Here is a 23,829-nt window from a genome sequence, read left to right on the forward strand (position 1 = left end):
GCCAGTGCGTTGCGGAGGCAGCGCGGTCATGTTCGTTACCCCCATGAGCGACTGCCGTCGGGTTTCCCGCGTTGAAGCATCTGGCGTGGACAAGGGGAGGACACTTCCGTGCGGGGGTGGAGGAGTGAGGAACGTGTCCGTGGACAAGGGGAGCCAGTGCGTTGCGCGGGTTTCCCGCGTTGAAGCATCTGGCGTGGACAAGGAAGAATTTACCCATTCCCCATTCCCCATGCCCAATGCCCAATGACGGCAGGTGCTACAACGGTCGTGTTCCTCCGCAACGCACTGCCGGACCAATTCCCCATTCCCCATTCCCTAACTTACAAACTAGACATCACATCGCGTGCGGCTGTCAAAGTCCGCTCAATATCTTCTTCGGTGTGAGCAAACGAGGTAAACCCAGCCTCAAACTGAGACGGTGCTAAGTAAACACCCCGCTCTAACATGCCACGATGGAAGCGTCCAAACTTGGCTGTATCCGACTTTTTCGCATCCTCGTAGTTATGGACTGGTCCTCTGGTAAAGAATAAGCCGAACATGCCGCTAATTTGTCCACCGCAAGCCGCGTGACCAGTTTCAGTAGCAATTTGCAGCAAAGACGAAGCTAGCTTGTTGGTAATTTGGTCAAGATACTCGTAAGTACCCGGCTTTTGCAGCAATTCCAGCGTCTTAATGCCGGCAGTCATCGCCAAAGGATTACCAGAAAGCGTCCCGGCTTGATACATCGGACCTGCGGGAGCAACCATTGACATGATATCCTGGCGACCTCCGTAAGCTCCAACTGGCAAACCACCACCGATGATTTTGCCCAAAGTGGTCAAATCGGGGGTGATACCAAACTTCTCTTGAGCGCCACCGTAGGCGATACGGAAGCCCGTCATTACTTCGTCAAATACCAATAATGCCTTATGCTCGTGGGTAAGCTCTCGTAAGCCTTCCAAGAAGCCTGCATCGGGAGTAATAAATCCAGCATTGCCGACGACTGGCTCAAGAATGACACCAGCAATTTCGTCGCGGTTCTCTTCAAACAAAGCTTTGACGGCTTCTAAGTCATTGTAAGGCGCGTTGAGAGTGTTGGCAGTTGTCGATTTCGGCACTCCTGGAGAGTCGGGTAAGCCGAGTGTAGCAACACCTGAACCTGCTTTCACCAAGAACATGTCAGCATGACCGTGGTAGCAGCCTTCAAACTTGATGATTTTGTCGCGTCCAGTAAAAGCCCGCATCAACCGCAGCACTGCCATACAAGCTTCTGTGCCGGAGTTAACAAATCTTACCATTTCAATGCTGGGAACGGCAGCAATGACCATCTCTGCCAGTACATTTTCTAGCACTGAGGGCGCACCAAAGCTTGTGCCTTTTTCTAAGGCTTCATGCAGTGCGGCAATCACTTCTGGATGAGCGTGACCGCAAATCGCTGGTCCCCAAGTGCCTACATAGTCGATGTATTGGTTGCCATCGACATCCCAAATGTACGCGCCTTTAACGCGATCGAACACAATTGGTTGTCCACCCACGGATTTAAAAGCGCGGACTGGAGAACTCACCCCTCCTGGCATTAAATTTTGAGCAGCCGCGAAGATTTCTTGTGATTTTGTAGTTTTAATCGTGGTATTTACCAAAGTTTTCTCCTAACACTGGAAACAAAAAGCTCTATCTTAGGATAGGCGTAATAACTGCCTAGAACCTCTATATTAGTAAATTACCTGAACCAAGAAAATAACGATATGTTATATAAATCGAATCAAGACTTGCCTTCAGATATTCGCTCTCGATTATCTGAGCCATACCAGGATCTTTACCGGGCAGCTTTCAACTCGGCTATTCATTGGTATGGCGAAGCAACAAAGGCTCATAAAGTAGCTTTAAGTGCTGTAAGAATGCAATCGGCGATGAACAGGAATGTTCTTGTTTAAGATGAAATAACAGAGTTTAATTTAAAAAATTGCGCCAGCTGCTTCATCCATAATGGTATCGTAAATCAGTAAATTATTTTTGCATTTACTTGCAGCAGCTGGTATGTTTTCGATTGATTCCCATTCAGTCCCTGTTGAGAAAATTCGCTACGATGACAGGGGTCTAGTACCTGCGATTGTCCAGGATTATCTGGATGGTACTGTTTTGATGATGGCATGGATGAATCAAGAGTCGTTGCAGAAAACTTTAGAAACTGGGGAAACTTGGTTTTGGAGTCGATCGCGTGAAAATTTGTGGCACAAGGGAGCGACTTCGGGACATCTGCAAAAAATACGAAGTATCCGTTATGACTGTGATAGTGATGCTCTATTAATTGGGGTTGAGCAGTTAGGAGATATTGCCTGCCATACGGGAGAACGCAGTTGTTTTCATCAAGTAGATGGGACAATTACTGCACCGCCAGCGGATACGTTGTCGCAATTGTTTCAAGTGATATGCGATCGCCGCGATAATCCAAGTGAAGATTCTTATACTTGTAAGTTGTTTGCTGGCGGTGATAATAAGATTTTGAAAAAGATTGGCGAGGAATCTGCTGAGGTGGTGATGGCTTGTAAGGATGATGAACCAGATGCGATCGCTGGTGAAGTTGCAGATTTGCTATATCATACTTTGGTCGCTTTGGCTCATCATCATGTTGATTTGAAGGCGGTTTATCGTCAGTTGCAGGAGAGAAGGAAGTAAAAGGTAAACGCGCAAGCGGTGAAGCAGCGCGGTCATGTTCGTTACCCCTACACTAAAACTGGACAAAACGGGACAGCCTTGTTTAATAGATCCAAGGGCACCCCACGACAATCCCGGATGAAGGAACCGTCTCCGTTTTGTCTGATTTTTTGGAACCCCCCATGAGCGACTGCACCAAGCCGAAGGGCTTGCCGCAGGCTACCGCAGAGGACAAAGGAGGACAAAGGAGGACAAAGGAGGAAGAGGTGAAGAGGGGTGTTCATATCAAGTCCGTTGGATTAGTTATTATTTTGAACATCTGTGCAACAATCGTGAAACTCTCTTTCCCCCAGCTTTCGCTGCGGACAACCATGATAAGTATTTGACCGGACATAATATGAGAACAAAGTCCATTATGTTTGCGGTGACACAAAAAGAAGATAGTTCTAGAATCCGCACTACCCCTTTACCTCAGATTTTTGCCATTGCTCGTAATTTTGCTCTTAATTTATATCGAGACCAAATGTTTGATAACATGGCGCAAGCTCAACGATTCTGTTCTTTTGGACTAGACGCACTTAAGCAACTTTTTAGAATGAAATAGCCCGGAAAAAAAAGTTAGGATAGGAAAGTTTTTAGAATTATGCCATTTTAGCTATACTCAAATAGTAAGTGTGAGTATTGAGTCACAACCCCAGGGTAAGAGTTGGTAATTTATATGAATTTATCAATGCGTCTATCTTCTGTGTAAACTATCTAAGTATATATTTAATGTCTAGAATCGAAATAACTTCTCAAGAATTTAAGTCGGAATTTTTATCAGAAATTCGAGCCAGCTTAGAATTGGCAATTCCTTTAGTAATTGCACAAATATTGGAAGCAGGTATTACCTTCTTAGATGCAGTAATGATGGGTTTACTCGGACCTCAAGCTTTGGCAGCAGGGGCTTTGGGTGCAATTACCTTTTCTACCATCTCTATAGTTTGTGGTTGTACTCTCTCAGCAGTAGGTGCGATCGCAGCGAATGCCTTCGGTGCAGGTAAAATAGACATAGTTAGAACTGCCACTACTAAGGGATTGTGGCTAGCGGCTGTAATGTCCTTACCTGTAATGCTTCTAATTTGGAACTTTGATTCTATTTTACCGCTATTAGGTCAAGATGCGAGCAACGTGGTATTGGCTAAAAGCTATTTAAGGGCAATTGTTTGGGGTTTTCCGGCTGCTATAGGCTTTTGGGTTTTAAAAGAAGTTAGCGCTGCACTCAATCGCCCCCAATTTATTACGGTAATTATGGCGGTTGGATTACTCTTAAATGGAATTGGCAACTATGTGCTGATGTTCGGTAAGTTTGGTTTCCCTGCCCTTGGTTTAGCCGGGATCGGCTGGGCAAGCGCCCTGGTTTTCTGGTTCAATTTTATCGCCACACTAGCATGGCTTGGGTTCCATCCCAAGTTTAGAGATTACAAGTTATTTGGCGCTCTGTTTCAATTTGATCGGACTATCCTTGTCGATATTTTGCGAGCTGGATCGTCTCTTGCCGTGCAATATGGAGCGGAAATTGGAGTTTTTAGTGCCATTGCTTTACTAATGGGATATTTCGGGACAACGATGTTAGCGGCTCATGAAGTTGCTGTGGAAACTGTACATTTTGTCCAGATGGTGCCAGTAGGCATTTCCTATGCCACTATGATGAGAGTAGGGCAGATGATGGGGCAAAACAATCCTACGGGTGCAAGCAGAGCAGTATCTGTCGGGATTGCCCTGATTACTCCCTTCATAATCATCGTGGCATTAATTTTCTGGCTGTTTCCTGAGCGGATTGTAGCCTTGTTTTTGGACATTAACAATCCAAATAATGCCGAGAGCGTGAAAATGGCAATTTCTTTTCTCAGCGTAGCGGCAATAGTTCAAATGTTTTATAGCATTCAAGTCATAACTGCTGGTGCTTTACTGGGACTAAAAGATACCCAGAAGCCAATGTTAATTAATATATGTTCTTACTGGGGTCTTGGCTTTGGTGGCGGCTACCTCGTAGGAGTAAAATTAGGTTGGGGAAGTATAGCTTTGTGGTGGAGTTTAGCACTGGGGTTAATAGTCGCAGCAGTAGCCTTAATGTTACGTTTTTATATTTTGATTTCTGGGATTACTTCCAGTGAAGATGAACAATCAACCATCTCCCCCTCAACGTTAACTAGTAAACTAGATATTTGACACTCCCCAGCCATTAATGGCGGGGATTCTTGGATCATCCAGTCCACTTAATACTATCTGTCCTTTCGGCAATACTTAAACCAAACATCCCTACCAAAGATAGCAAATGCTAAAGCTGTACTCAGTTAGTACCAGAGGTGGTTCTGTCCTCAAGCTTTTTACTTTTTTGCAGAAGCAAGTTTCGGCGTGCCCCGCCGTACTTTAAGAAACTCAAAACTTGGTTTCTCTGTACTTGGTGCTTAAGTTTTTTACCCTTAGAAGCCTTCCTCTAAGGAACCCATAACTTAGTTTTCAAGGTGCGTTAGTCTTTCGACTACTGGGTTTTTAAAGTGGTTGAATACCCTTTCCACTTCCAAGGGTTATAACATATTAACGGTGCTTAAAAGCACCAATCGTTTTCATCCCCAGCCATAAATGGACGGGGCTTTCAACTTGCTTTTTGGTAAGAGCTTACGCCACACCCGTTCCACCGCTAAACCAAGTACGATGCGTTGGGCGTGCAGTTTGGCTAAATCTATGTCTTCTTGGCTCACTTGGGAAGCATAGATTTTTAGGTTTGTGAGTTTTTCTTCCAAGCGATCGCCCAAGTCGATCATTTCTACTTCAAGAGAGCCGATACTTTGATGCACCTGGGTTTGAATATTTTGCAAAGTCTCACAACCTGCATAGGGGATGTCCTCATAAAAAATCAGTTCCGGTTTTGGATCGGCTTTCCAAGTCAATACGGAGTTTAAGACTAGTAGATGATCGATATGATTGCCAATGGCTAGAGGAACCCACAAACGCGTCATTTCTGTTTGTTGATCTAAGAATGACTGGATCGTCTGGATAATCTGCACTGCGCTTGGATCTTTGCGGTAGTCTGTCACCGTGAATATCTCTTCTAAATCTAGGTATCCTCTTTGAGTGGTATCTTTCAAGCCTAATCCCATATGCCTCAAACCAAGTTTGTCAGCATAGGCAAGATCCTCAGCATAGCGAATTGCACTAGCCTGCTCCACAGAAACAGCAGGCTCGGCGTAGGGAACGTATGAGCTATGCTCAAATACGGTGACTAAAGTTGCCTTGCTCATGTATCCCTGTAGTAATGCACCTCCAACAGAAAAGGCAATATCGTCTGCATGGGGGGAAAGGAGCAGATCCATTTTCTTAAACTTTATAGTTTCTTGTTTGTAACTATAGGATGTTTCGAGATTAGGCAGCCGCAACACTGGGGCAACCATGACAGTTATTTAAAACTACACCATGTTGCAAAGCAAACCTGAAGAAACGGTAGTCTTCTCTATTCCAGATTGACTCGAAAGTATCCAGATTGATATTACCAAATGCGGGAAAATCAGGTGTTTTAAGAAAACAGCATGGCGTAACCATTCCCTGCCAATTTACCATAATTGATTGCATGAAGATGTCGCAGCGCTTGCCTTGATACCAAGAGATGATATCTGTCAGCGCTGTTTGCAAAGCAGGCAAGGTTGCTGAATCATCAACAATCTGCTTCATATCTGACAGAGATAAAATGTTTTGCTGTAATTCTGACGGATAAAAACGTGAGTAAGCGTCCATTGTATTGAGTGACTGGAATTGCACAGAGTCGATTCCAACAGAGTTAGCAAATTCCACAATGTCATCAACTTGAGAAAGCGTTTCTTTGAGCAAAGTTACCCACAATTCTAGTCGTAGCGGTTTGTTACGTTCTTCTCTCACCTGAGCAATGGTGCGAATCCCCTGGATAACTTTATCGTATTTGCTACCAATCCGGATTTTCTCGAATTGCTCGGGAACAAAAGACTCCATTGAAATGCCAAGAGAATCTAATCCTGTGGATAACAACTTGCGGCATCTATCTTCAGTAAGTAACGAGGCGTTGGTTGTGATATGAGTCCACAATCCGCGATCGCTAGCAATCTGCAACATCTCGTAAAGGTGGCTGTTGAGCAATGGTTCCCCCTCGCCAGTGAGTTCAAGTGCTTTAACAAAGGGGAGGCGTTCGAGAATTGCTACGAAATCTTCAAATGTAAGATCGCCTTGAACAAGATAACGTCCATAACAAAATTCACATTTAAAGTTACATCTTGTCGTTGGTTCAAACTTCAATCTCATAACAGAGGGCAGTTCGTTGGTATGAAACGCCACGCCATCCGGCAATAGATGAGAGGGTAAAGAGTCAATAGTGGAACTGCTAGACAAAGCATTGAGCTTGGGGGAGTAGAACAATTGTCCATTGTGGGATTGCAGAGTCTGGCGGATGCGATCGCTAACCATCATCTCGACAATTCCAATGGAACTAGTTGTTGACTTATCCAAGTTAACCTGCTGTGGCAACAGCATCCAATCGTCTGAGCTAAGATGACGGCAGCGCTCTTGAGCAACAGTTAAATCATCTTTGGATAGATACAAGCACTGTTCGTCTAAACAGTAGGTAATTGGACTATCTAATAAAATTAACCTTTCTTTAGAAAAGACTTGCCCAACCAGTAATGTGATGGCTTTACCTGTACAGCTAGGACACGATTTAGTTTGGAAAATTTTGTTTTGATTGTACTCTGAGGTAAAAAAAGACAATTCCTGCACTAAATCTGTGGTGTTTACAATAATTCGACTGGGGGAAGTATCAGAAGCAGATATTGGACAAATAATGTTAAGCATATATATCTTAGCTCTTTATTGAAACTGATTTTCCATTGCATCGGCTGTTTGACAAATTAATTGCCAAGCTTGCTGTACGTGAATTTTCTCGGTTGTGGCTTGCCCAATTGACATTCGTAAAGTTAGTTTTTGGTCAAGCTTAGTAGAAGTGAGATAGAGTTTTCCTGAAGAATTGAGACAATTGAGTATTGCCTGGTTAATTTCATCACTGCCCCTGTGACGAAAGCACACCAAGTTAAACGGAGGATTTACAACTAACTCAAAGCTGGGATGAGAATTTACCCATTCGGTAAATTCTTGTGCTATGGCAATATGCTTGCGAATGTAATGTTGTAATCCTTCTATACCATAGTGCCGAATCACAAACCAGAGTTTTAAACTTCTAAATCTACGTCCTAAGGAAATTTGCCAATCTCGGTAGTCAATTACTTTACCCGATGCACTAGCTTGATTTTTCAGGTATTCCGGCATAATAGATAGTGCCTGAATTAGTTTTGCTCGATCTCGAACATAAAAGCAAGTACAATCAAAATTAGTCATCATCCATTTATGAGGATTAAAGCAATAGCTATCTGCTAGCTCTAGTCCTTGATGAATCCAACGAAACTCAGGACATATAGCTGCTGTACCACTCATTGCTCCGTCAACATGCAACCAAATGTTGTGTTCTTGCGCGATCGCCCCTATCTCAGTTAATGGATCTACTGCATTAGATGAGGTTGTTCCTACCGTAGCAGCAATATAAAAGGGTATTAGCCCCAATTTAATATCAGCTGTAATACGCTGCTTGAGTGCTTCCGAACGCATAGCATAATTCGTATCAACCTCTATAAAGCGCAAATTTTCACGGTTTACTCCCGCAATTTTTGCGGCTTTTTCAATTGAGGAGTGTGCCTGATTGGAAGTGTATGCAACCAATTTATTCATATCTGCTTTTGCCTGTTCTCTGGCTGCCAAGAGAGCTACCAAAACAGCACTGCTAGCTGAATCTTGGATGACTCCTCCCCCAGCTGTAGAAGATTTAAACCCAGAAGGAAGCCCTAGCATATCAACTAACCAGTCTAGAACGTGGGTTTCCAACTCAGTACAGGCAGGAGAAGTTGCCCACAACATTCCCTGCACTCCCATTCCTGCACTGATTAATTCTCCCAAAATTGACGGTGCGGAGATCCCTGTGGGAAAGAAAGCAAAGAAGTTAGGAGATTGCCAATTAGTTAGTCCTGGTACGATAATTTCATCTATATCTTTTAAAATCTTCTCAAAAGACTCTCCTTGTTGAGGAGCAGTCTCTGGTAACTTGGCTCTAATGTCTCCTGGCTCTACTTGAGAAAGAACAGGTAATTGTTCAATTTTCTCCAAATAGTCCGCAATCCAATCAATAGTTTTATATCCCCAATAACGAAATTCTTTTGAGGACATATGGTAATCAGGGTTTTTTTCCATTTGTACTTAAATTGAGAACTTTCTCGACGGTTCTCTTGGTTTTAATATTTATCTTTTTAAAAGGAACACCTAACTGCTAATCCCGATTTGGAGATATGAGTTGCAAGCGGTTTTGTTCAAATTTTTTCAATGTATTCAATGCTATACATTTGGAGTTTCGTAAGCTACCTTCATCTCCAACAAATTTTTGGCAAATTGCTTTATGAGCAGCAAATAGCACCTTATAGGCTGACATAAATTCTGACTGCTGAGATTGTAGGGATGCTGGTAGTGTTTTGAAAACCAAAGACATTTTCTTTAAAAGACTCATAAGATAAGCATGATCCCAGAGCATAAGTCCGCTAAAATTATCAGATTTAACGTGAGGTGGAATCATCATTGGACGAATCTGTTCTTCATACTGCTGCTTAGTCATGCTGCCTGCTACCTCCATCGCTGCCGCTGATGCAATAATCAGTTCGGTTGCAGTTTTTAGTTCAATCACTGCATCATCTAAATTACCAGCTTCGATGTTCATTTCAAAACGAAACAAGCTAATTATAAGACACTGAATGTAGACAGTAAATACCCAATGTGATTTTTTCCATATTTCTAATGGCTCAAAATGATTCATTGTATTTTTCGTTCTTCTCAGTTAAACATCCTCATTAATAACCTCACACAGCTTTTGAAACCCTGTTTTTGAGTTTCTAATTCTTGTGCTGTTATTGCCGACGAACTGTGTACAATCAATTCAATCCAAGTCTTATAGGCAATTAGGACACTCGAAACAAGACAAGCAGCACGCTCTTGAGTTTCCACATGTTCTATATTGAAAAAATTATCGAAATCTTCAATTTCCCAAGGTTCCAGTAAAGCGTTAGTGGAAATAAGTTCTTTATGTCTCACCACTTGCACTGGTTCAAGTATTTTGATTGCCTCGTTGAGTGTATTTAGAGCAGATTCATGAGATTTTTCCAATATAGCTTCAAGAAATAAATTGAGAGACTTGCATAGCTTATCCTTGTCAGAGTTATCGTTCTGCGAACAAATGAATAAGTGATCTGGTCTAAGTAAAAAAAGGGTTTTTTCTGGGATCATTATACAAGTGTTTACCTCATATAGCAGACAATTCCATCACACTGACGGGAGTTCCTATTTGTAGATGACGAGCTAATTGAAAACCAGCTTTTTCAAATAGTTCGCTAAATTCTGCTTCAGTTCTCGCTCCTCCATATCCGAAGCTTAACAACTCTAAATCCAACCACTTACCCCACTGATATTCGTTGGCTGATGTCAGCACTGTATCAATAACGAGTAATTTACCATTATCTGCTATGGCATCGCGGATATTTTTAATGATGGTAGTAACTTTATCATCATCCCAGTCAATCAAAATATAGGATAAAGTGTAAATATCACCACCTACAGGTATCGATTTGAACATATCTCCACTTACTGTTTCGCAGCGATCGCCTACACCTTCTTTAGCCAAGAATTTTTTTGCTTCAGAAAGGACGTGGGGTTGATCGAAGAGGATGCCCTTTAAGTGGGGGTTAGCTTGTAAAATTGCAGAAATGAGCGTTCCTTCACCACCAGCGATGTCTACAATCTTGGTGGCACTGGAAAAATCATAAGATTCGATGAATGGTGTGTGGAAGTTTCTGCAAACGTTAATCATAGCTTTATTGAAAATATCTCCAGCCTCAGGATTTTTCTGGAAATATTCGTAATAACTATGATCTTGATAAGCGTGATAAATGCCTGGTTTACCATCCTTGATACTGCTGTACATTTCTCCCCAGGAACGCCAATGCCAGTCGTCACAATGCATGATTGTCTGGTAACGTAAAGAGTAAGGATTATCACTGCGGAGATATTCACTAATTGGTGTCTGGGCAAATTTACGCGGTTCAACTTCGTTAAAAACACCGACACTAGAGAGTGTACGCAGCAATCGATAAAGGGAACGTGTGTGGCTTTCAGTCTTGTGTGCCAACTCATCCACACTTTTGGCTCCCTCAATTAGCAAGTCAGCAACACCCAATTTAGCTGCTACATTTAGCGCTTGGGCAATCCAGTATCCACTTGCTATTTCGACAAAAGCCATCATTGGTGATTTAGTTGCCGGATTGAACAATTCACTCATAAGTCGTATTTAATTTGACAACAACTTTGCATCATACTTGTTGAAGCTGACTAAAATCAACTGCAATTAAAAATTTACTGGCGCTATGTTGCTTTAAGCAAAGACTGGCTTTTTGGTAAATATCATCTGCTCAATAATATCGGCGGCTCGATTTATTCCTCCTGCTTGACGAATAGCTTGTTGTAATCTTGTTGCATTCTTTTTATAAGAATTCTCTGTCAAGACGCGCTTAATCGCAGTTCTCAGCTTGGGAACACTCAGTTGGGAAACTGGAACAAATTCACCAGATCCTGTCCAAGCTATACGTGTCGCTACTCCTGGTTGATCGTTGCAAATTGGAATTGCCACCATTGGGACGCCGTGGCTCAAACATTCCAAAGTAGTATTCATGCCTGCATGGGTAATGGTGAGAGCCGTTTTTTGCAGCAATTCTAATTGGGGTGCATATTCTACAACTAGGGGTGAACCAGATAGTTCTGGTAAGGGTTGTGAGCTAGTTGCCCCACCAAGAGAAATCACCAACTGGGCATCTAAACCGTCAACAGCCTCAGCAATTGTCTTAAAAATCTCTACTAAGTGTCCCATCACAGTCCCTAACGAAGCATAAATCAGGGGTTGTCCAGTTAATTTTTCATAGGGAAAGGAAACAGATTTTCTCCCAGATGAGTTATGGTAAGGACCAGTGAAGTGAAACCATTTAGGTAAAGTAGTTCTAGGGAATTCAAATTCAGCGGGCTGTTGGCTCAACTGGACGAGTGGCGAGAAGTAGTCGTCGTAGCTAGAGTAAAATGGTAAATTCCACTTTCTACGGTACTTAAATATTGCCTCCCAAATAGATCTCTCAAGGAAATCATAGTAGATGTGAGCCACTCGGTTACGCATCGGTGCCCACCAGTTAGGGCTATAGCTCCAAAGGGTTCCATAGGGAGGAACACTTTTGTCTCGATTCAAAATTAAACCACTACATACAGTTGCGAAGGGAATGTTGAGGTATTCTGCAATAGTTCCTCCCTCTGGTGAAACTTGATCTACTAACAGCGCATCTACACCTGCTTGTTTCAGTGCTTGTGGAGTTTCCTCTAAAAACGTAATTGCCAACTTTCGCAGCCAACTGATACAGTACTGCAAGGCGGCAGACCCAACTAATTTACCTTGTTCAGCTTCCAATTGCGTCATTGCGCCAGCAGGAAACTCAGATTCGCCAATCGCTTGGAAGTTCAATCCGGCTGCTAATGTACTGCGTTGATTATCAAGTAACCCGAATAGAGTGACCTGATGACCTCGTATTTGTAGTTCTCGCCCCAAGGGTAGCATAGTATTAAGATGCCCAGTCATTGCTGGGCAAATTAGACCAATGTGCGCCATAAATTTTCTAGATATTTGGTAAATAAAACTTAAAAAATGTGTTCTGTATCTTGCTGTACTAAATTGCCTGATTATTTTTAACATTATAAAAATATCACTAAATACACGTCACCGCAAAAAAGGGTCGGAAATAGAGGAAGATATTTTTGTTGGGTGGCATAAAAATAAGAGATGCAAAAACCTAGCTCAAGTATCCAAGTAGAAATGACTAGTGAGCAACAAGATGTACTCAATAGTTACAAGCTTTTATTTCTGAGTGGAATACGAAAGCACACCCTTTTGGTTGGAGTGAAAAGTCAACCTTGAAAGTTATCGCAAAGTGCCAAATTCAAGATTTTAATCATATGAGGTGGTGATGGCGTGTAAGGATGATGAACCAGATGCGATCGCTGGTGAGGTTGCAGATTTGCTATATCATACTTTGGTCGCTTTGGCTCATCATCATGTTGATTTGAAGGCGGTTTTTCGTCAGTTGCAGGAGAGAAGGAAGTGAAACGAACCGCAGAGGCGCGGAGAACGCGGAGGAGGAGGGGGAGAGGGGAGATTTTAGAAGGTGAAGGTGGTGCGGAGTACGCCTACGGTTGTTGTGTCGTTGCGGCTGTCGCTTTCGGGATTGAACAGGACAAAGGCACCAGGGGTAATGCTGATATTGTCAGTTAGGCGCAAGCGGTAGTATGCTTCTAAATGGTAGGGAACTGCTCTATTTGCACCAGCAGGTGTAACTTGAGCGTCTCCACTAGCGTCGGTACGGTAAAGCGGTTGACCAAAGATAAGACCGGCGTTGTTGCCTTTACTGAAAAGATCGTTGAAGTGAAGTCCTACCATCCAACTGGTGAAGGTGGTGGAAGCATCAACTCTACCGGAGGAATCTTCAACAAATAGCGCTGCACCATAGCCAGATAATGCGACTTTGGGAGAAAATCTCCAGGTGGCTGTACCACCAACGGAGTTGACTTTGACGGGTATTCCTAGGGGAACTCCAGCTAAAGAACCAATATCACTGCTAACTAATCCTGTACCTAAGATGTTTATTTCGTGATAACTATTGGCATAGTTCAGACCAATATCTATCGAACTGGTTGGTCTAAATGTTAATTGTGCGGCAACAACGCTACTACCGCCAAATACGCCGGCACCCAATGGTGTGTTAGAAACTCCTGGAAGTATATCGGGAGATGAACTGGGAAGGTTTGCGTTTACACTGCCATACAATGCTCTTAAATCGAGTTGCTTTGAAAGGCTGAAAATAAAGCCTGCGGCTGATGCTAAACCAGTACCTGATGTACCCCCAGAAACGCGCACTACAGGATTTAAGCCGGCAAAGCGAGAAATTGATTCTTGTCCTTCACCATAAAATGGAGTGATAGTAGGAAAAGCATCGGATACTTCCGCAGCAGTGCCGGCAAACAAAGTTAATTTATCGGCGACGGGAAAGATGTAAAGTAGTTTGTAAAGCTCAACACTGTTGGCGCTGACGGGTGATAAGGTTTTGACGTCTAGTCCAGGAAATTGAGGTTCAAAGCTTGTACGAGCGCTGCTAGCAGTGAGTAGGGGTGAAGCTAATCCCAAACTTTCTTGAATGCTACCACGACCATCTACACCGCCTAAGAAATTGTAAGATTGCAACCCAGTAATTAGTAAGTCTTTGCCTGTAAAACTGGTGTTGAGATTCAACCGCACTCGATTTACGAGGACGATATTCGGATCGTTTCGATTAGGAGCGCCTCCTGTGGCACCAATAGCTGATATAATTGCTTCACCATTGAGTTTAGTAGTTGTAGAAAACTGATTCGCCTCCAGTACAGCCGTGCGAGCTTCTAATGCGTCTACTCGACCTCGCAATGTCGCTAATTCAGCGGAAAATTCCTCTTGCAGTCTTTGCAAGGTGACTAAATCTTCTTTTTTTACCAAATCGGCGGTTGCGGTGGCAATTAGTTCGTTAACTCGATCCAAACACGCATTTAAACCAGCGGCAAATTCATAACGAGTCATCGCACGATTGCCCCGATAAGTGCCATTTGGATACCCAGCAATACAACCGTAGCGCTCTACTAAAGATTGCAATGCACCAAAAGCCCAATCTGTAGGCTTCACATCAGACAGTTGCGATACAGATGTTACCTGTTCCTGTTCCTGTATTTCCGCTGCTGCTATTAAGCGTGATGAGTCTGAAGGAGAATTGGAATTTTTTAAGACTGTTTGCGGAAAAAAAGTAGAAGCTGCTACTGCTAAATCTGTACTTGACTGCTTTTGATTTAATACAGGTACTGATTCGATTTTATCATTAATGGAGATACTTGTTTCATCAAAGATATTATTGTTGGAAACTACTATGTTTTCAGAATAGTTTATAGCCTGGGTGTCAGATGCTGTTTCTTCAAAAGTCGGCATCGCTTGCACAGGTAAGATTCCAGCGATTAAGTATAGAAAACTTACTCCCCCAGCATAAGCTAGCAGATTTACTTTCATGGCAACTCCTCACATCATGATTGAAAAGCAAAATTTGGAATCAATGGTTAATTAAGCTTCAAGGCATCCATTGAAACTGTAAAGGTACACTTAATTGAATGTATAAAAAATTTTTAATTAAATTTACTTACACTCTATAGTTACCACTGCAACCATTAATAATAGTAAATACTATTTTTGCCAACAATTGACACAAACAATCATTGATAATTTTTATGATTGTTATATACTCGACTCGTGTTCAACCTATGGTTGGCGATGTTGGAATTATTCAATATTGAGTTATAATTGGAAATTTTACTTGTTTCTTGCTATCGAGCGAAATAAATAGTATTTTACTAATGGGGTAGTATGAAAACTTTTGGTAAAACAAGTTAAAATGGCATTATAAAATGATAATATCAGCACGCCTCGCCCCTTGTCTTGAGTATCTCTAACTTTTCAACGCGGCGAAAGTGAATGTCCTACTCTTGATTTCCTACTTTTGTGTGAGTAGGCAAAATTCGATTGAGGTACTGCAAAATGGCAAGGGTGATGACAACACTAAAGGAAAATCCTAACCAAAAGCTATGGGTAACAATTCGCGGTTGATCTAATGCCCAACCCCCCAAGGGAGGACCGATAAAATAGCCAATAGCCCAACACAGAGAATTGATGGCGAAATAAACCCCACGTTGAGATTCGGGGGCTAAGTCGGTGACTAATGAAGAGGCTGAGGGGGTGAATGCGGTTATAGCAACGGCAAATATTGCCAATGCTAAAGCTGCCCAAAATAGATTACCGGATGTCGTAATGCCACAAGCCCAGATGAAGCTGAAACCAACTGCCCATAGCAAGCAAGAAAAGGTAAACGCTACTGTGTGAGAGAAGGATTTTAAAACACGGGCAACGGGTATCTGTGAGAGAATAGCGATCGCTAAATGCAGCGCGAAAAGCGCACTAATAGTAGTTTCTGAAAATCCTTTTGCCGACCCTACCGACACAAAGTTTTTAAAGTAGATGGGAATGGTGCTGTGCAGTTGGGAAAGGTAGGTGGTGAAGATGATATTCAGGACAATGTAGACCAAAAAAGGGCGATCGCTTAATGCTGCCATCCAAGACGCGATATGTTGTGTCTTCTGCGATTGTCTCATATCTGGTGGACGAGTTTCCGCGATCGCCAGATAAACAACTGCAAAAAAGACAATAAAAGAAATTGCATCAATAATAAATAGCGATCGATAACTGCCAGTAGTTGTCACCAAAACGCCACCCAAGACAATTCCCATCCCCAAACCGAGATTATCTGCCAACCGCGTAATCGCATAAGCTTCACGGCGATTTTCAGATGGTGTCAAGTCGGCGACAACGGCTTCATTTGCGGGCCAGTATAAACCCAAACCCAAGCCTGTAATTAAGTTACCAATCACCAAAGTAGCAAAATTGTGGCTTGCAGCTAAAACTAGAGAACCAATTGCCGAAATTGCTGCTGAAAACAATAACGTGCGTCTGCGTCCCCAGGAGGGAGAATCAACACCAATACCACCCAAAATTCTGCCTGCGACACCAGAAATCGATGCGCTACCTAAGGCTAAACCGACAGCGGTTGTAGATAAACCGACTTTGTTGACGAAAAATATCGGGGCATAAAACAGGGTAAAGCCTGTGCCCATTTCTAACAAAAGCCTACCAACTGCCAAAATCCAAACTTTGGGATGAATCGGCGGAAACCACGATGCGAACTGGAACTTGGGCGGAAATTTCAACGATCGCTCTAGCTAAAGTTTTGTTAATTATAAATTTAAAAAATAATTTTTAATTTTTAATCTGTCAAAGGGGCTAATTGTATTTTTTGTAATTCTTATCATTCACGCTGATTTTCCTCACTGATTCCACAGACTTTCCACAGCCATTATACAGGTTTTCCACAACCGCTTTACGGTTTCATCGGCGATTGATGGCGATCGCTTAATTTTTTATTGTTAGGGATACTTGACTTCAAGGACTGAGTTTGTATGAACATATGTAACAAAAAAGTGCTTCCAAGCCTGATTATTCTGTAAATGTTTAGTTGTGAGCAACTGATTTGTAACATTTCGCAGCATTGACAAACCTACCCCCTCTTGGCGCACAATGATTCGGCTTGCTTTTGTAATCGGCAGTGCAGCTGTGTAAAATTACCCAGTTGTTGCCTGGGGAATTGAGTGTGTTGTTCAAAAACTGGTAACAGCAAGCAACGTGTACAAAATTGATTAACCTGATAGGGGAAAATAGAAATGAACGCAACGGTTAGCATATTTACAGAAATTCCGGAAACGCTGCACGAATCCCTCAAAACTTACTTAGAATCACATCCAGATTGGGATCAAAATCGAGTATTAACGGCGGCGCTGTCATTGTTTTTGCTGCAAAATGGAGATAGCGATCGCCGTGCGGCTCGCGTATATCTGGAAACTTTATTTCACAATTGCTAAGTATAAGTGCGGTGCAAGCATAAGATACAACACCTCCACATGCTCTTGGTGCTGTTAAGCGGGCTTTTTTAGTTAGAGTATAGTCAGATGGCGATCGCTTACCTTGGGCGCTTTTACTGCGGTTAACGCGCCCCATTGCCACTGACGACCCTACCTCAAACAAAGAAAAATATTTATTATATATAAAACTCTCAATTTTCCCGAAATTTCAAATACAGAAAATTGAAGTTATTTATACAAAGTGCGATGGCATCTAGCAGGCGAAAGCTTGTCAAATTTCCCTGACAATTGCTCCAATTGAAACTAAATCTACGCGCGATCGCAGTTAACACTTGTAAAAGCTAGACGCACCCCATTTAAAAAAAGAAATCAAGATTTGCAAAAATTGAAGTAAAGCAAGTTGTGTGGTAAATACATCAATAGCGTATCTTTGGGCGAAAGCTGTGTGAATGAACGCTGTTGATACCAAAGAAATTCACGCTTTTTAGCATCAAAAGTCAAGAGTCAAAAAACTCAAGACTCTTGATTCAGGACTTGCTATCAGACTGCGGTTGAGTAGGACATTCAAATTTATATCCTACGCCACGTACAGTCTGGATTAGTGCTGGCTGACTAGCATCGGCTTCAATCTTCTTGCGAATTTGACCGATATGCACATCCACAACGCGCTGATCGCCGACATATTCATAGTCCCATACCTCTTGGATGAGTTCGGCTCGTCGCCAAACTCGACCGGGATGGCTGGCTAAGAAATGCAACAAGTCAAATTCTAGAGCAGTTAAAAGTACTGGTTGGGTGTTAAGTGTTACCTCTCGGCGTACTGGATCGATCATCAGTTTTTCAAATACCAGGCGTTTTTGTTCTGCTGTGGTAACAACCCGCTGACGCCGCAAAATTGCTGCTACTCTGACTTCTAGTTCTCCCAGACCAAATGGTTTGGTGAGATAGTCATCAGCACCTTTAGCAAAGCCGCGAATCTTGTCGGCTTCGTCTGCACGGCTAGTCAGCATCAGAACAAAAACACCGTTACGGCTTTGCATCTCTTGGCAGAGGTTAAACCCAATTACATCAGGTAAATTCACATCTAGAATCACCAAATCTGGGTTAAATTGCTCAAATAAAGCTATGGCAGTCTTACCGTCTTCGGCAGCCTCTACCTGATAGCTCTGCTTAATCAGAAAGCGTTGAATTAAATTACGAACCGCAGGGTCGTCATCAACTACAAGAACTTTGGCAGGAGCCATGACCATCACTTTGCACAAAAAATCATAGGATTAATAAAGGTCGCCGCGTCAAAGCACGGTTTCACGGGAGTAATAACAATCTACAAGTTTAAGGTATTAATTTCCCGATCGCCCAAGTAATAGTGTAATCAGGATTCTGGACAATTAGAACGCGAATATTCACAGAGACTGCCAGTGTTGCACCGAAGTGCAGATGTTGAAATTGTCAAGTTATTTGTGTCCAGTAAGCTTCGGTGACCCGCATTCTGCACGATTTAGGTGCTAATGGGACACTTTGGTGATTAAAGGTTGCGCTTGTTTTTAAAACGCTTCAATTTTAAATCGATATGCAGCTCAATGCCACAAGCCATTGGCTTGACTTTTTATTTAAAATGTCAAGGTACGGTGAGATGCTTTATCACAAAACAAAAAGTTAATTTTTTCATCAAGGATGCCTTTTAGGTATTTTTCGCTTAAACTCCAGATTAGAGCTAGAACTGGGCAACGACATGAGGGGATACACTGAGTTATAATAATATGTTAAAGTTACTATAGTTAAATTTCCCAAGTCGATAATATCGCTCTTGAGTGCTACTATCCAGGTAGGGCAACAATCGAGCGATCGCCTAATCGACCGAGATAAAACCACACGAACCGTTTTTCCTTCAAAAAAAGGCTGCTGCCAACTAAGGCTATACGTAATAAACTCCCATGAGCGATCAAAATCCCTACGAAAAACTTGGGGTATCTGAAGATGCTAGCTTCGATGAAATTCAAGACGCTCGCAATCGCCTGTTGGAGCAATACAGTGGCGATACAAAGCGTCTAGAAATGATTAACGTGGCTTACGATGCGATTTTAATGGATCGCTTGCGGATGCGCCAAGAAGGTAAAATCAAAGTACCAGAACGCATTCGGTTTCCTGAACGCCTCGTCCAAGCACCTGCGAAAGAAAGTCCCACCAAGAGCGAACTTTCAAACGCTTGGCTGCAACGAATCATTGATAAACCAACGCCGAGAGATGTGTTGTTACCTGGAGCTTGGTATTTGGGTTTGAGTGCTATTAGTGTGTTTTACCAAGCCGGGGGCGATCAGGTTTTACAATTGGCATTGGTGCTAGGTGTTGGTATAGGTATTTACTTTCTCAATCGCAAAGAAGGCAAGTTTGGTCGAGCAGTTTTGTTGACTCTGCTCGGCTTAATAGTAGGTTTAATTACTGGGGGACTAGTTGCTGGGTTGCTTGTGCCGCAAATGACATTTATCAGTATGACGGCAAATCAGTTTTCTACTGTGCTGACGTTTATATTGTTGTGGTTGATTAGCAGCTTTCTGCGTTAAGCGTGCTTGCTGTTTGATGCCGATCGCTCTTTGGGGTTGTGCAAAGGGTGGAATTGGTCAGCCGGACAACCGAGATCCGCACTTGCCTTCAAAGTTATTCCAATACAGGGCTGACCAATTTATTCAATTGCCGGATGCTAAAACAAAATCCACAGCCGCGCTCAAATCCTTGACAATTAAGTCAGGGTTGTATTGTGCCAATTGGGAGCGATCGCGGATGCCACACTCTACAGCCATCACCTTGACACCGTGATTTTTAGCGGCGGTGATGTCGGCTTCTGTATCCCCCACCATCCAAGTATCAGCAGCGGTTGGTAGTTCTGCTATTGCCCGTTCCATCAGTAAAGGTTTATCATCAATGTCGCGGGTTTTAACGTAGTCGTTGGTTAGGCAATAACAACGATTTTCCGGGAAAAACCTGCCTAAATCGTGTTTTTTAAAGGCATAGTCAAGTTCTTTAAATCGGCGCATTGTCATCACCGCCAAATCGATCCCAGCTGATTGAATTTTTAACAGTGCTTCCACCGCTCCCGGCGCGAGGGTATCATAATCAAAGTAAGGCTCTGTATGCACGGTTTGCCGCCGCAACTGAGCAAATTCTTGTGCCTGTACTTCGTCCAAACCGGAATTTAAGGCAATTTGTTTTTCCGGAACGCGCGATCGCTTCAATTGCCAAAATTCCGCTTTTGAAAGTTTTTGTACTGCTTGGTTTGGGCGGTGTGTCTTCTCCAGACAAAATTGATAAACGCGGTAATACCGTTGGGAAACATCAATAATCGGACCATCAAAGTCTGTAATTAGTCTTAACATTTAGGGAAATGTAACTTTTATTTACAGACTAACTTAAATCGTATTGTCTTTTCAATTGAAATATTTGATGCGTGAATTTTGAATTACTAATCTTAGCCCGAAAATGATTAAAGGCTACCGCGTTTGATTTGTTCGTTTTCAATCGCTTCAAACAAAGCGCGAAAGTTACCTTCACCAAAACCTTGAGCTTGCGAACGGCGTTCGATAAACTCAAAGAAAAAGGTAGGCTGTCCGAAAATTGGCTGAGTAAAAATTTGTAGCAGTACTGCTTTTTGATTATCTTCTCTCCAATCTACCAAAATTTCCTGTCTCGCTAACGCCTCAAGTTCTAGAGTTGATAAAGGCAGTCCTTGTCGCTGTTTTAGCTGCGAGTAATAGCTTTGAGGCACTGGAAGTAAGGATAAACCACTCTGCCGAAAAAGAGCGATCGCATCCACAATATTGGGCGTTTGCAAAGCGATATGTTGAATTCCCGCTCCCAGGTTCACGTCCAAAAACTCTTGAATCTGAGAATGAGTTGAAGCCGGTTCATTAATTGGCAATTGTACGCTGCCATTACGTGAAAGCATAACTCGGCTGTGCAAAGCAGAGCGATCGGTTTTAATTTTAAACGCTTGTTGGGGTTGAAAATCGAGAACCTCTTCATACCAAGCCACAGCATGTTCTAAATCACCCGCTGCCACGTTTAGGACGATGTGATCTATAGCGGTGATGGAGGGGAGGGGGAGGGGGATGGGGAGACAAGGAGATGGGGAGACAAGGAGATGGGGGGATGGGGGGAATGGGGAGAAAGAATTGTCCCCTTGTCCCCTTGTCCCCTTGTCTCCAAGGAGTCTCCCTTGTCCCCTTTCTATCAAAGTATGAGTCAAAGAACCCCAAGCGGAGATTTTGCCCCACTTGATGTATTCTTGACTTTGTTGGTATTGGTGAATCGGTTGTATGATTTTGGCGTTGTGTTGTGTAGCGAGGGCGATCGCAGCTTCTACATCTTCGACAGCAAAAGCGACATCTGCCACACCAGGGGGGTGCTGACGCAAAAACTCAGCTACTGGACTTGTGGGTAACAGTGGTGAAGACAGCAAAAAGCAGACGGCACCACTTTTGACTACTTTTGTGCAAGTGTGAAACGATCCGTACTCGTTGCTTGATGTCAAGCTTAGGGGCATTATATAATCTGTTACCGCTTGAAAGCCAAGATGACTTACAAACCAGTCTTGCCAGACGAGCGCATCTTTTACATAAAAGTGAACGTGATCTATTTTCATAAACTAGGAAAATCCAGCGCTTGGAGCTTATCTGTCTGTAGATTTTGCCTTTTTTGCCGGATTTTCAGGTCTTTCCTAAGCTAGAATTAAGTATAATCAGCTTTGTTTTTGACCTAAAAAAACATAAGATGCCAGGAAAGCAAGTTAAGGCGCTCTTTAATGTGGCGCGATACTCCAAGGGAGTGGCTTTGCCAACGCACCGACAATGACTTTATCATGCATTGTGTTCTTTACATTTATTTACATCATACATAATCAAGAGACTAAGTACAGTACGATCGCGTTTTTAAACGTACTCCTGTAGCTAAGGTAAGCGCAGAGTAACGCAGAGTGTTTGTGATGAATTTATCTAATTTTGTCCTAAGCTGTAACATTTGAGGCTTGACGTAATGCTACATGCCAGCGATCGCCTATTTTTTGTAGCTCAAAAGAATCGCATGATTGTAAAAATTTAATAAAATTATCATTTAGATGCAAAGATTTGATTTGCTCAGTAATCGATTTACCATATTGTTGACGAAATTTGCTACCTAAAATTCCAATGCAAATGTAGCTATTAGAAGATTGAGTAGTTAACTTTTTTATAATATTCTTCAGCGCTTGTTCCAAATCTGTGTTTGAATTAATGCTTGATAATGATGCTACATTAGTTTGTTGAATATCGTCATTGCTGCTATCTAGTTGCTGCACTTGATTTATTTCAAACAGCGTTACATATAATTCAGACTGCTCACTCATTTGGTGAACTACAAACTCGGTGGGATAATTAACAAAAATATCTCTTGCCTTTTTACCTGGGAGATGTTGAGAGACAACTTGACTGATAGTTAATTGGTATTTGTCTTTAAACATTTGAGAAAGAGTAGCAAGTTTTACCCAACAGTTTTTAGTCCGCTTTTGTTCTATTTTGATTAACTCTTTTATTTGATGAATAAACTGTTCAAGTGTTGGTATTTTTGGTAATATATTCAGAGAATAATTATCCTTTTTGCCTGTAGAGATATTAAATACTGTTATATTATTTCCTTGCTTGCTAACCCGATACACTGTTAATCCATTTTGCTGAAGATGGTTGCACAGGTTAGTCATCACCGTATCTGAGGAACAAACTAAAACTTCCTTAGCTTTTGGGTAATGCTCATGAATTGACGAGCCAAAAGCTATCATTTTTCCATCAGCATGATCTTTACCTGCGGGGACATGAATCAAGTCGTAACCACGCTGATGAAATTCAACATCTAGTTTACCCATGCTGCGCCAATTGGCAAAGGCAATTTTAACTTGAATCGGGCAAGTACAAACTGTTGTTAAGAATTGTTCAGTTTCGGCGTTTATTTGTAAGTTTTCTGCATCTAAAAGTAAAACTGCTATTTTTGTTTGCGGTAAAGAGCCATTAGTAACTGTGCTATGGCTGCTTGAACCATTTAACTCAAGTTTTGCAGGATTTAGTAGACGAATTTCTTCAATTAATTTTATTAATATTGGTGAGTTGAAGGATTCAGAAATTAATAAAACTTTTAGAAATCCTTGCAATTTTTTAATTAATGTGTCCCAGTCGTCACTTGGGCGAAGTATTTCGGTTAATTTTGCTGTTAAACTAGATTGATGGCGACTGTTCCAAGGTACGTTTCTATATTTTTCCTGTAATAATTCTGGTTGCTTGTCTTGAATGGCAATAATTGCTTGACCAACATAGAAGCCGATTTTGTTGAAGAGAGCAGAATCATAAGTTGTCAGCAAAAGTTCCATAGTTTACAGCCATTTACAAGCACGTTACAGTAGGATATCCCCAACCATCATTAAAAATGGTAATTTAATCATGTTATATCTGGGCAAGAAACCAT

The 23,829-nt window shown here is 42.2% G+C and carries 20 protein-coding genes and 1 pseudogene; 6 read left to right on the forward strand and 15 right to left on the reverse strand.

Translation table 11 applies throughout. The features are described 5' to 3' along the window. On the reverse strand, positions 1-312 hold a 312-nt coding region (locus tag PI95_RS23455; RefSeq protein WP_163519125.1), incomplete at its 3' end, for a hypothetical protein. An 8-nt stretch (positions 313-320) separates the two neighbouring features. Beyond that, positions 321-1,619 (reverse strand): glutamate-1-semialdehyde 2,1-aminomutase, encoded by a 1,299-nt coding sequence (gene hemL / locus PI95_RS23460; protein ID WP_039754489.1) that lies wholly within the window; start codon positions 1,617-1,619, stop codon positions 321-323. A gap of 105 nt (positions 1,620-1,724) precedes the next feature. Between hemL and PI95_RS23465 the strand changes: the two genes are divergently transcribed. The 3 genes from PI95_RS23465 to PI95_RS23475 all read left to right on the forward strand — a co-directional run bounded on the left by PI95_RS23465 (position 1,725) and on the right by PI95_RS23475 (position 4,845). Further along, positions 1,725-1,913: a ChaB family protein gene (locus PI95_RS23465; RefSeq protein WP_039754488.1), complete on the forward strand. Its 189-nt coding sequence runs from the start codon at positions 1,725-1,727 to the stop codon at positions 1,911-1,913. Positions 1,914-2,016: 103 nt separating this feature from the next. Beyond that, positions 2,017-2,655, forward strand: a complete 639-nt coding sequence (gene hisIE, locus PI95_RS23470) for a bifunctional phosphoribosyl-AMP cyclohydrolase/phosphoribosyl-ATP diphosphatase HisIE (protein ID WP_039754487.1) — start codon at positions 2,017-2,019, stop codon at positions 2,653-2,655. A 750-nt stretch (positions 2,656-3,405) separates the two neighbouring features. Continuing rightward, positions 3,406-4,845, forward strand: coding sequence for an MATE family efflux transporter (locus tag PI95_RS23475; protein WP_052325890.1), 1,440 nt, complete (start codon positions 3,406-3,408; stop codon positions 4,843-4,845). 398 nt (positions 4,846-5,243) lie between these two features. Here the strand turns inward: PI95_RS23475 and PI95_RS23480 are convergent, their stop codons facing one another. From PI95_RS23480 to PI95_RS23510, 7 genes are all read right to left on the reverse strand, one after another. Next, the gene (locus PI95_RS23480; RefSeq protein WP_163519126.1) at positions 5,244-5,990 is read right to left on the reverse strand and encodes a PIG-L deacetylase family protein; all 747 of its coding nucleotides are present in this window, start codon (positions 5,988-5,990) and stop codon (positions 5,244-5,246) included. A gap of 49 nt (positions 5,991-6,039) precedes the next feature. After that, positions 6,040-7,491 carry a radical SAM protein gene (locus PI95_RS23485; RefSeq protein ID WP_039754484.1) on the reverse strand — a complete coding sequence of 484 codons (1,452 nt, stop codon included), beginning with the start codon at positions 7,489-7,491 and terminating at the stop codon, positions 6,040-6,042. A 15-nt stretch (positions 7,492-7,506) separates the two neighbouring features. Further along, a complete protein-coding gene (locus tag PI95_RS23490) occupies positions 7,507-8,934 on the reverse strand; it encodes an aminotransferase class V-fold PLP-dependent enzyme (protein WP_039754482.1) in 1,428 nt (475 codons plus the stop codon). A gap of 76 nt (positions 8,935-9,010) precedes the next feature. Next, positions 9,011-9,547: a 3-methyl-L-tyrosine peroxygenase-related protein gene (locus PI95_RS23495; RefSeq protein ID WP_039754481.1), complete on the reverse strand. Its 537-nt coding sequence runs from the start codon at positions 9,545-9,547 to the stop codon at positions 9,011-9,013. A 17-nt stretch (positions 9,548-9,564) separates the two neighbouring features. Next, complete coding sequence (locus PI95_RS23500) at positions 9,565-9,894, reverse strand: hypothetical protein (RefSeq protein ID WP_163519127.1); 330 nt, start codon at positions 9,892-9,894, stop codon at positions 9,565-9,567. A 136-nt stretch (positions 9,895-10,030) separates the two neighbouring features. After that, on the reverse strand, positions 10,031-11,062 hold the full coding sequence (locus tag PI95_RS23505) for a methyltransferase (protein ID WP_039754479.1): 1,032 nt from the start codon (positions 11,060-11,062) through the stop codon (positions 10,031-10,033). 93 nt (positions 11,063-11,155) lie between these two features. After that, positions 11,156-12,427 (reverse strand): glycosyltransferase, encoded by a 1,272-nt coding sequence (locus PI95_RS23510; protein WP_039754478.1) that lies wholly within the window; start codon positions 12,425-12,427, stop codon positions 11,156-11,158. Positions 12,428-12,767: 340 nt separating this feature from the next. Between PI95_RS23510 and hisE the strand changes: the two are divergent. Next, positions 12,768-12,920: pseudogene (gene hisE / locus PI95_RS23515) on the forward strand (phosphoribosyl-ATP diphosphatase); the annotation flags it as partial. A gap of 53 nt (positions 12,921-12,973) precedes the next feature. Here the strand turns inward: hisE and PI95_RS23520 are convergent. Beyond that, the gene (locus PI95_RS23520) at positions 12,974-14,896 is read right to left on the reverse strand and encodes an iron uptake porin (protein ID WP_039754476.1); all 1,923 of its coding nucleotides are present in this window, start codon (positions 14,894-14,896) and stop codon (positions 12,974-12,976) included. 464 nt (positions 14,897-15,360) lie between these two features. Continuing rightward, positions 15,361-16,641 carry an MDR family MFS transporter gene (locus PI95_RS23525; protein WP_039754475.1) on the reverse strand — a complete coding sequence of 427 codons (1,281 nt, stop codon included), beginning with the start codon at positions 16,639-16,641 and terminating at the stop codon, positions 15,361-15,363. Positions 16,642-17,151: 510 nt separating this feature from the next. Here PI95_RS23525 and PI95_RS23530 point away from each other — a divergent pair. Further along, a complete protein-coding gene (locus tag PI95_RS23530) occupies positions 17,152-17,349 on the forward strand; it encodes a DUF2811 domain-containing protein (protein ID WP_039754474.1) in 198 nt (65 codons plus the stop codon). A 527-nt stretch (positions 17,350-17,876) separates the two neighbouring features. Here PI95_RS23530 and PI95_RS23535 read toward each other — a convergent pair. Further along, positions 17,877-18,593, reverse strand: coding sequence for a response regulator transcription factor (locus PI95_RS23535; RefSeq protein WP_039754473.1), 717 nt, complete (start codon positions 18,591-18,593; stop codon positions 17,877-17,879). A gap of 690 nt (positions 18,594-19,283) precedes the next feature. On the opposite strand from PI95_RS23535, the gene PI95_RS23540 reads away from it, so the two are divergent. Beyond that, positions 19,284-19,910 (forward strand): CPP1-like family protein, encoded by a 627-nt coding sequence (locus PI95_RS23540; RefSeq protein ID WP_039754472.1) that lies wholly within the window; start codon positions 19,284-19,286, stop codon positions 19,908-19,910. Positions 19,911-20,033: 123 nt separating this feature from the next. On the opposite strand, the gene PI95_RS23545 is transcribed toward PI95_RS23540, so the two are convergent. The 3 genes from PI95_RS23545 to PI95_RS23555 form a co-directional block, all read right to left on the reverse strand. Continuing rightward, positions 20,034-20,720 (reverse strand): HAD family hydrolase, encoded by a 687-nt coding sequence (locus tag PI95_RS23545; RefSeq protein WP_039754470.1) that lies wholly within the window; start codon positions 20,718-20,720, stop codon positions 20,034-20,036. A gap of 107 nt (positions 20,721-20,827) precedes the next feature. After that, the gene (hppD, locus tag PI95_RS23550) at positions 20,828-21,985 is read right to left on the reverse strand and encodes a 4-hydroxyphenylpyruvate dioxygenase (protein ID WP_039754469.1); all 1,158 of its coding nucleotides are present in this window, start codon (positions 21,983-21,985) and stop codon (positions 20,828-20,830) included. Positions 21,986-22,345: 360 nt separating this feature from the next. Further along, positions 22,346-23,734 carry an NYN domain-containing protein gene (locus PI95_RS23555; protein ID WP_039754467.1) on the reverse strand — a complete coding sequence of 463 codons (1,389 nt, stop codon included), beginning with the start codon at positions 23,732-23,734 and terminating at the stop codon, positions 22,346-22,348. Between the last annotated feature and the right edge of the window lie 95 nt (positions 23,735-23,829).

Source organism: Hassallia byssoidea VB512170, from assembly GCF_000817785.2.
Taxonomy (GTDB): domain Bacteria; phylum Cyanobacteriota; class Cyanobacteriia; order Cyanobacteriales; family Nostocaceae; genus Hassallia; species Hassallia carrinoi.

What these genes read in the sequence shown, in the direction of transcription:
- hisIE (WP_039754487.1), top strand. Translation starts at nt 2,017, where the DNA reads ATGTTTTCGATTGATTCCCATTCAGTCCCTGTTGAGAAAATTCGCTAC.
- PI95_RS23510 (WP_039754478.1), bottom strand. Translation starts at nt 12,427, where the DNA reads ATGGCGCACATTGGTCTAATTTGCCCAGCAATGACTGGGCATCTTAAT.
- PI95_RS23465 (WP_039754488.1), top strand. Translation starts at nt 1,725, where the DNA reads ATGTTATATAAATCGAATCAAGACTTGCCTTCAGATATTCGCTCTCGA.
- PI95_RS23505 (WP_039754479.1), bottom strand. Translation starts at nt 11,062, where the DNA reads ATGAGTGAATTGTTCAATCCGGCAACTAAATCACCAATGATGGCTTTT.
- PI95_RS23520 (WP_039754476.1), bottom strand. Translation starts at nt 14,896, where the DNA reads ATGAAAGTAAATCTGCTAGCTTATGCTGGGGGAGTAAGTTTTCTATAC.
- PI95_RS23535 (WP_039754473.1), bottom strand. Translation starts at nt 18,593, where the DNA reads ATGGCTCCTGCCAAAGTTCTTGTAGTTGATGACGACCCTGCGGTTCGT.
- PI95_RS23480 (WP_163519126.1), bottom strand. Translation starts at nt 5,990, where the DNA reads ATGGATCTGCTCCTTTCCCCCCATGCAGACGATATTGCCTTTTCTGTT.
- PI95_RS23545 (WP_039754470.1), bottom strand. Translation starts at nt 20,720, where the DNA reads ATGTTAAGACTAATTACAGACTTTGATGGTCCGATTATTGATGTTTCC.
- PI95_RS23475 (WP_052325890.1), top strand. Translation starts at nt 3,406, where the DNA reads ATGTCTAGAATCGAAATAACTTCTCAAGAATTTAAGTCGGAATTTTTA.
- PI95_RS23490 (WP_039754482.1), bottom strand. Translation starts at nt 8,934, where the DNA reads ATGGAAAAAAACCCTGATTACCATATGTCCTCAAAAGAATTTCGTTAT.
- hppD (WP_039754469.1), bottom strand. Translation starts at nt 21,985, where the DNA reads ATGAAAATAGATCACGTTCACTTTTATGTAAAAGATGCGCTCGTCTGG.
- PI95_RS23530 (WP_039754474.1), top strand. Translation starts at nt 17,152, where the DNA reads ATGAACGCAACGGTTAGCATATTTACAGAAATTCCGGAAACGCTGCAC.
- PI95_RS23495 (WP_039754481.1), bottom strand. Translation starts at nt 9,547, where the DNA reads ATGAATCATTTTGAGCCATTAGAAATATGGAAAAAATCACATTGGGTA.
- PI95_RS23555 (WP_039754467.1), bottom strand. Translation starts at nt 23,734, where the DNA reads ATGGAACTTTTGCTGACAACTTATGATTCTGCTCTCTTCAACAAAATC.
- PI95_RS23540 (WP_039754472.1), top strand. Translation starts at nt 19,284, where the DNA reads ATGAGCGATCAAAATCCCTACGAAAAACTTGGGGTATCTGAAGATGCT.
- PI95_RS23485 (WP_039754484.1), bottom strand. Translation starts at nt 7,491, where the DNA reads ATGCTTAACATTATTTGTCCAATATCTGCTTCTGATACTTCCCCCAGT.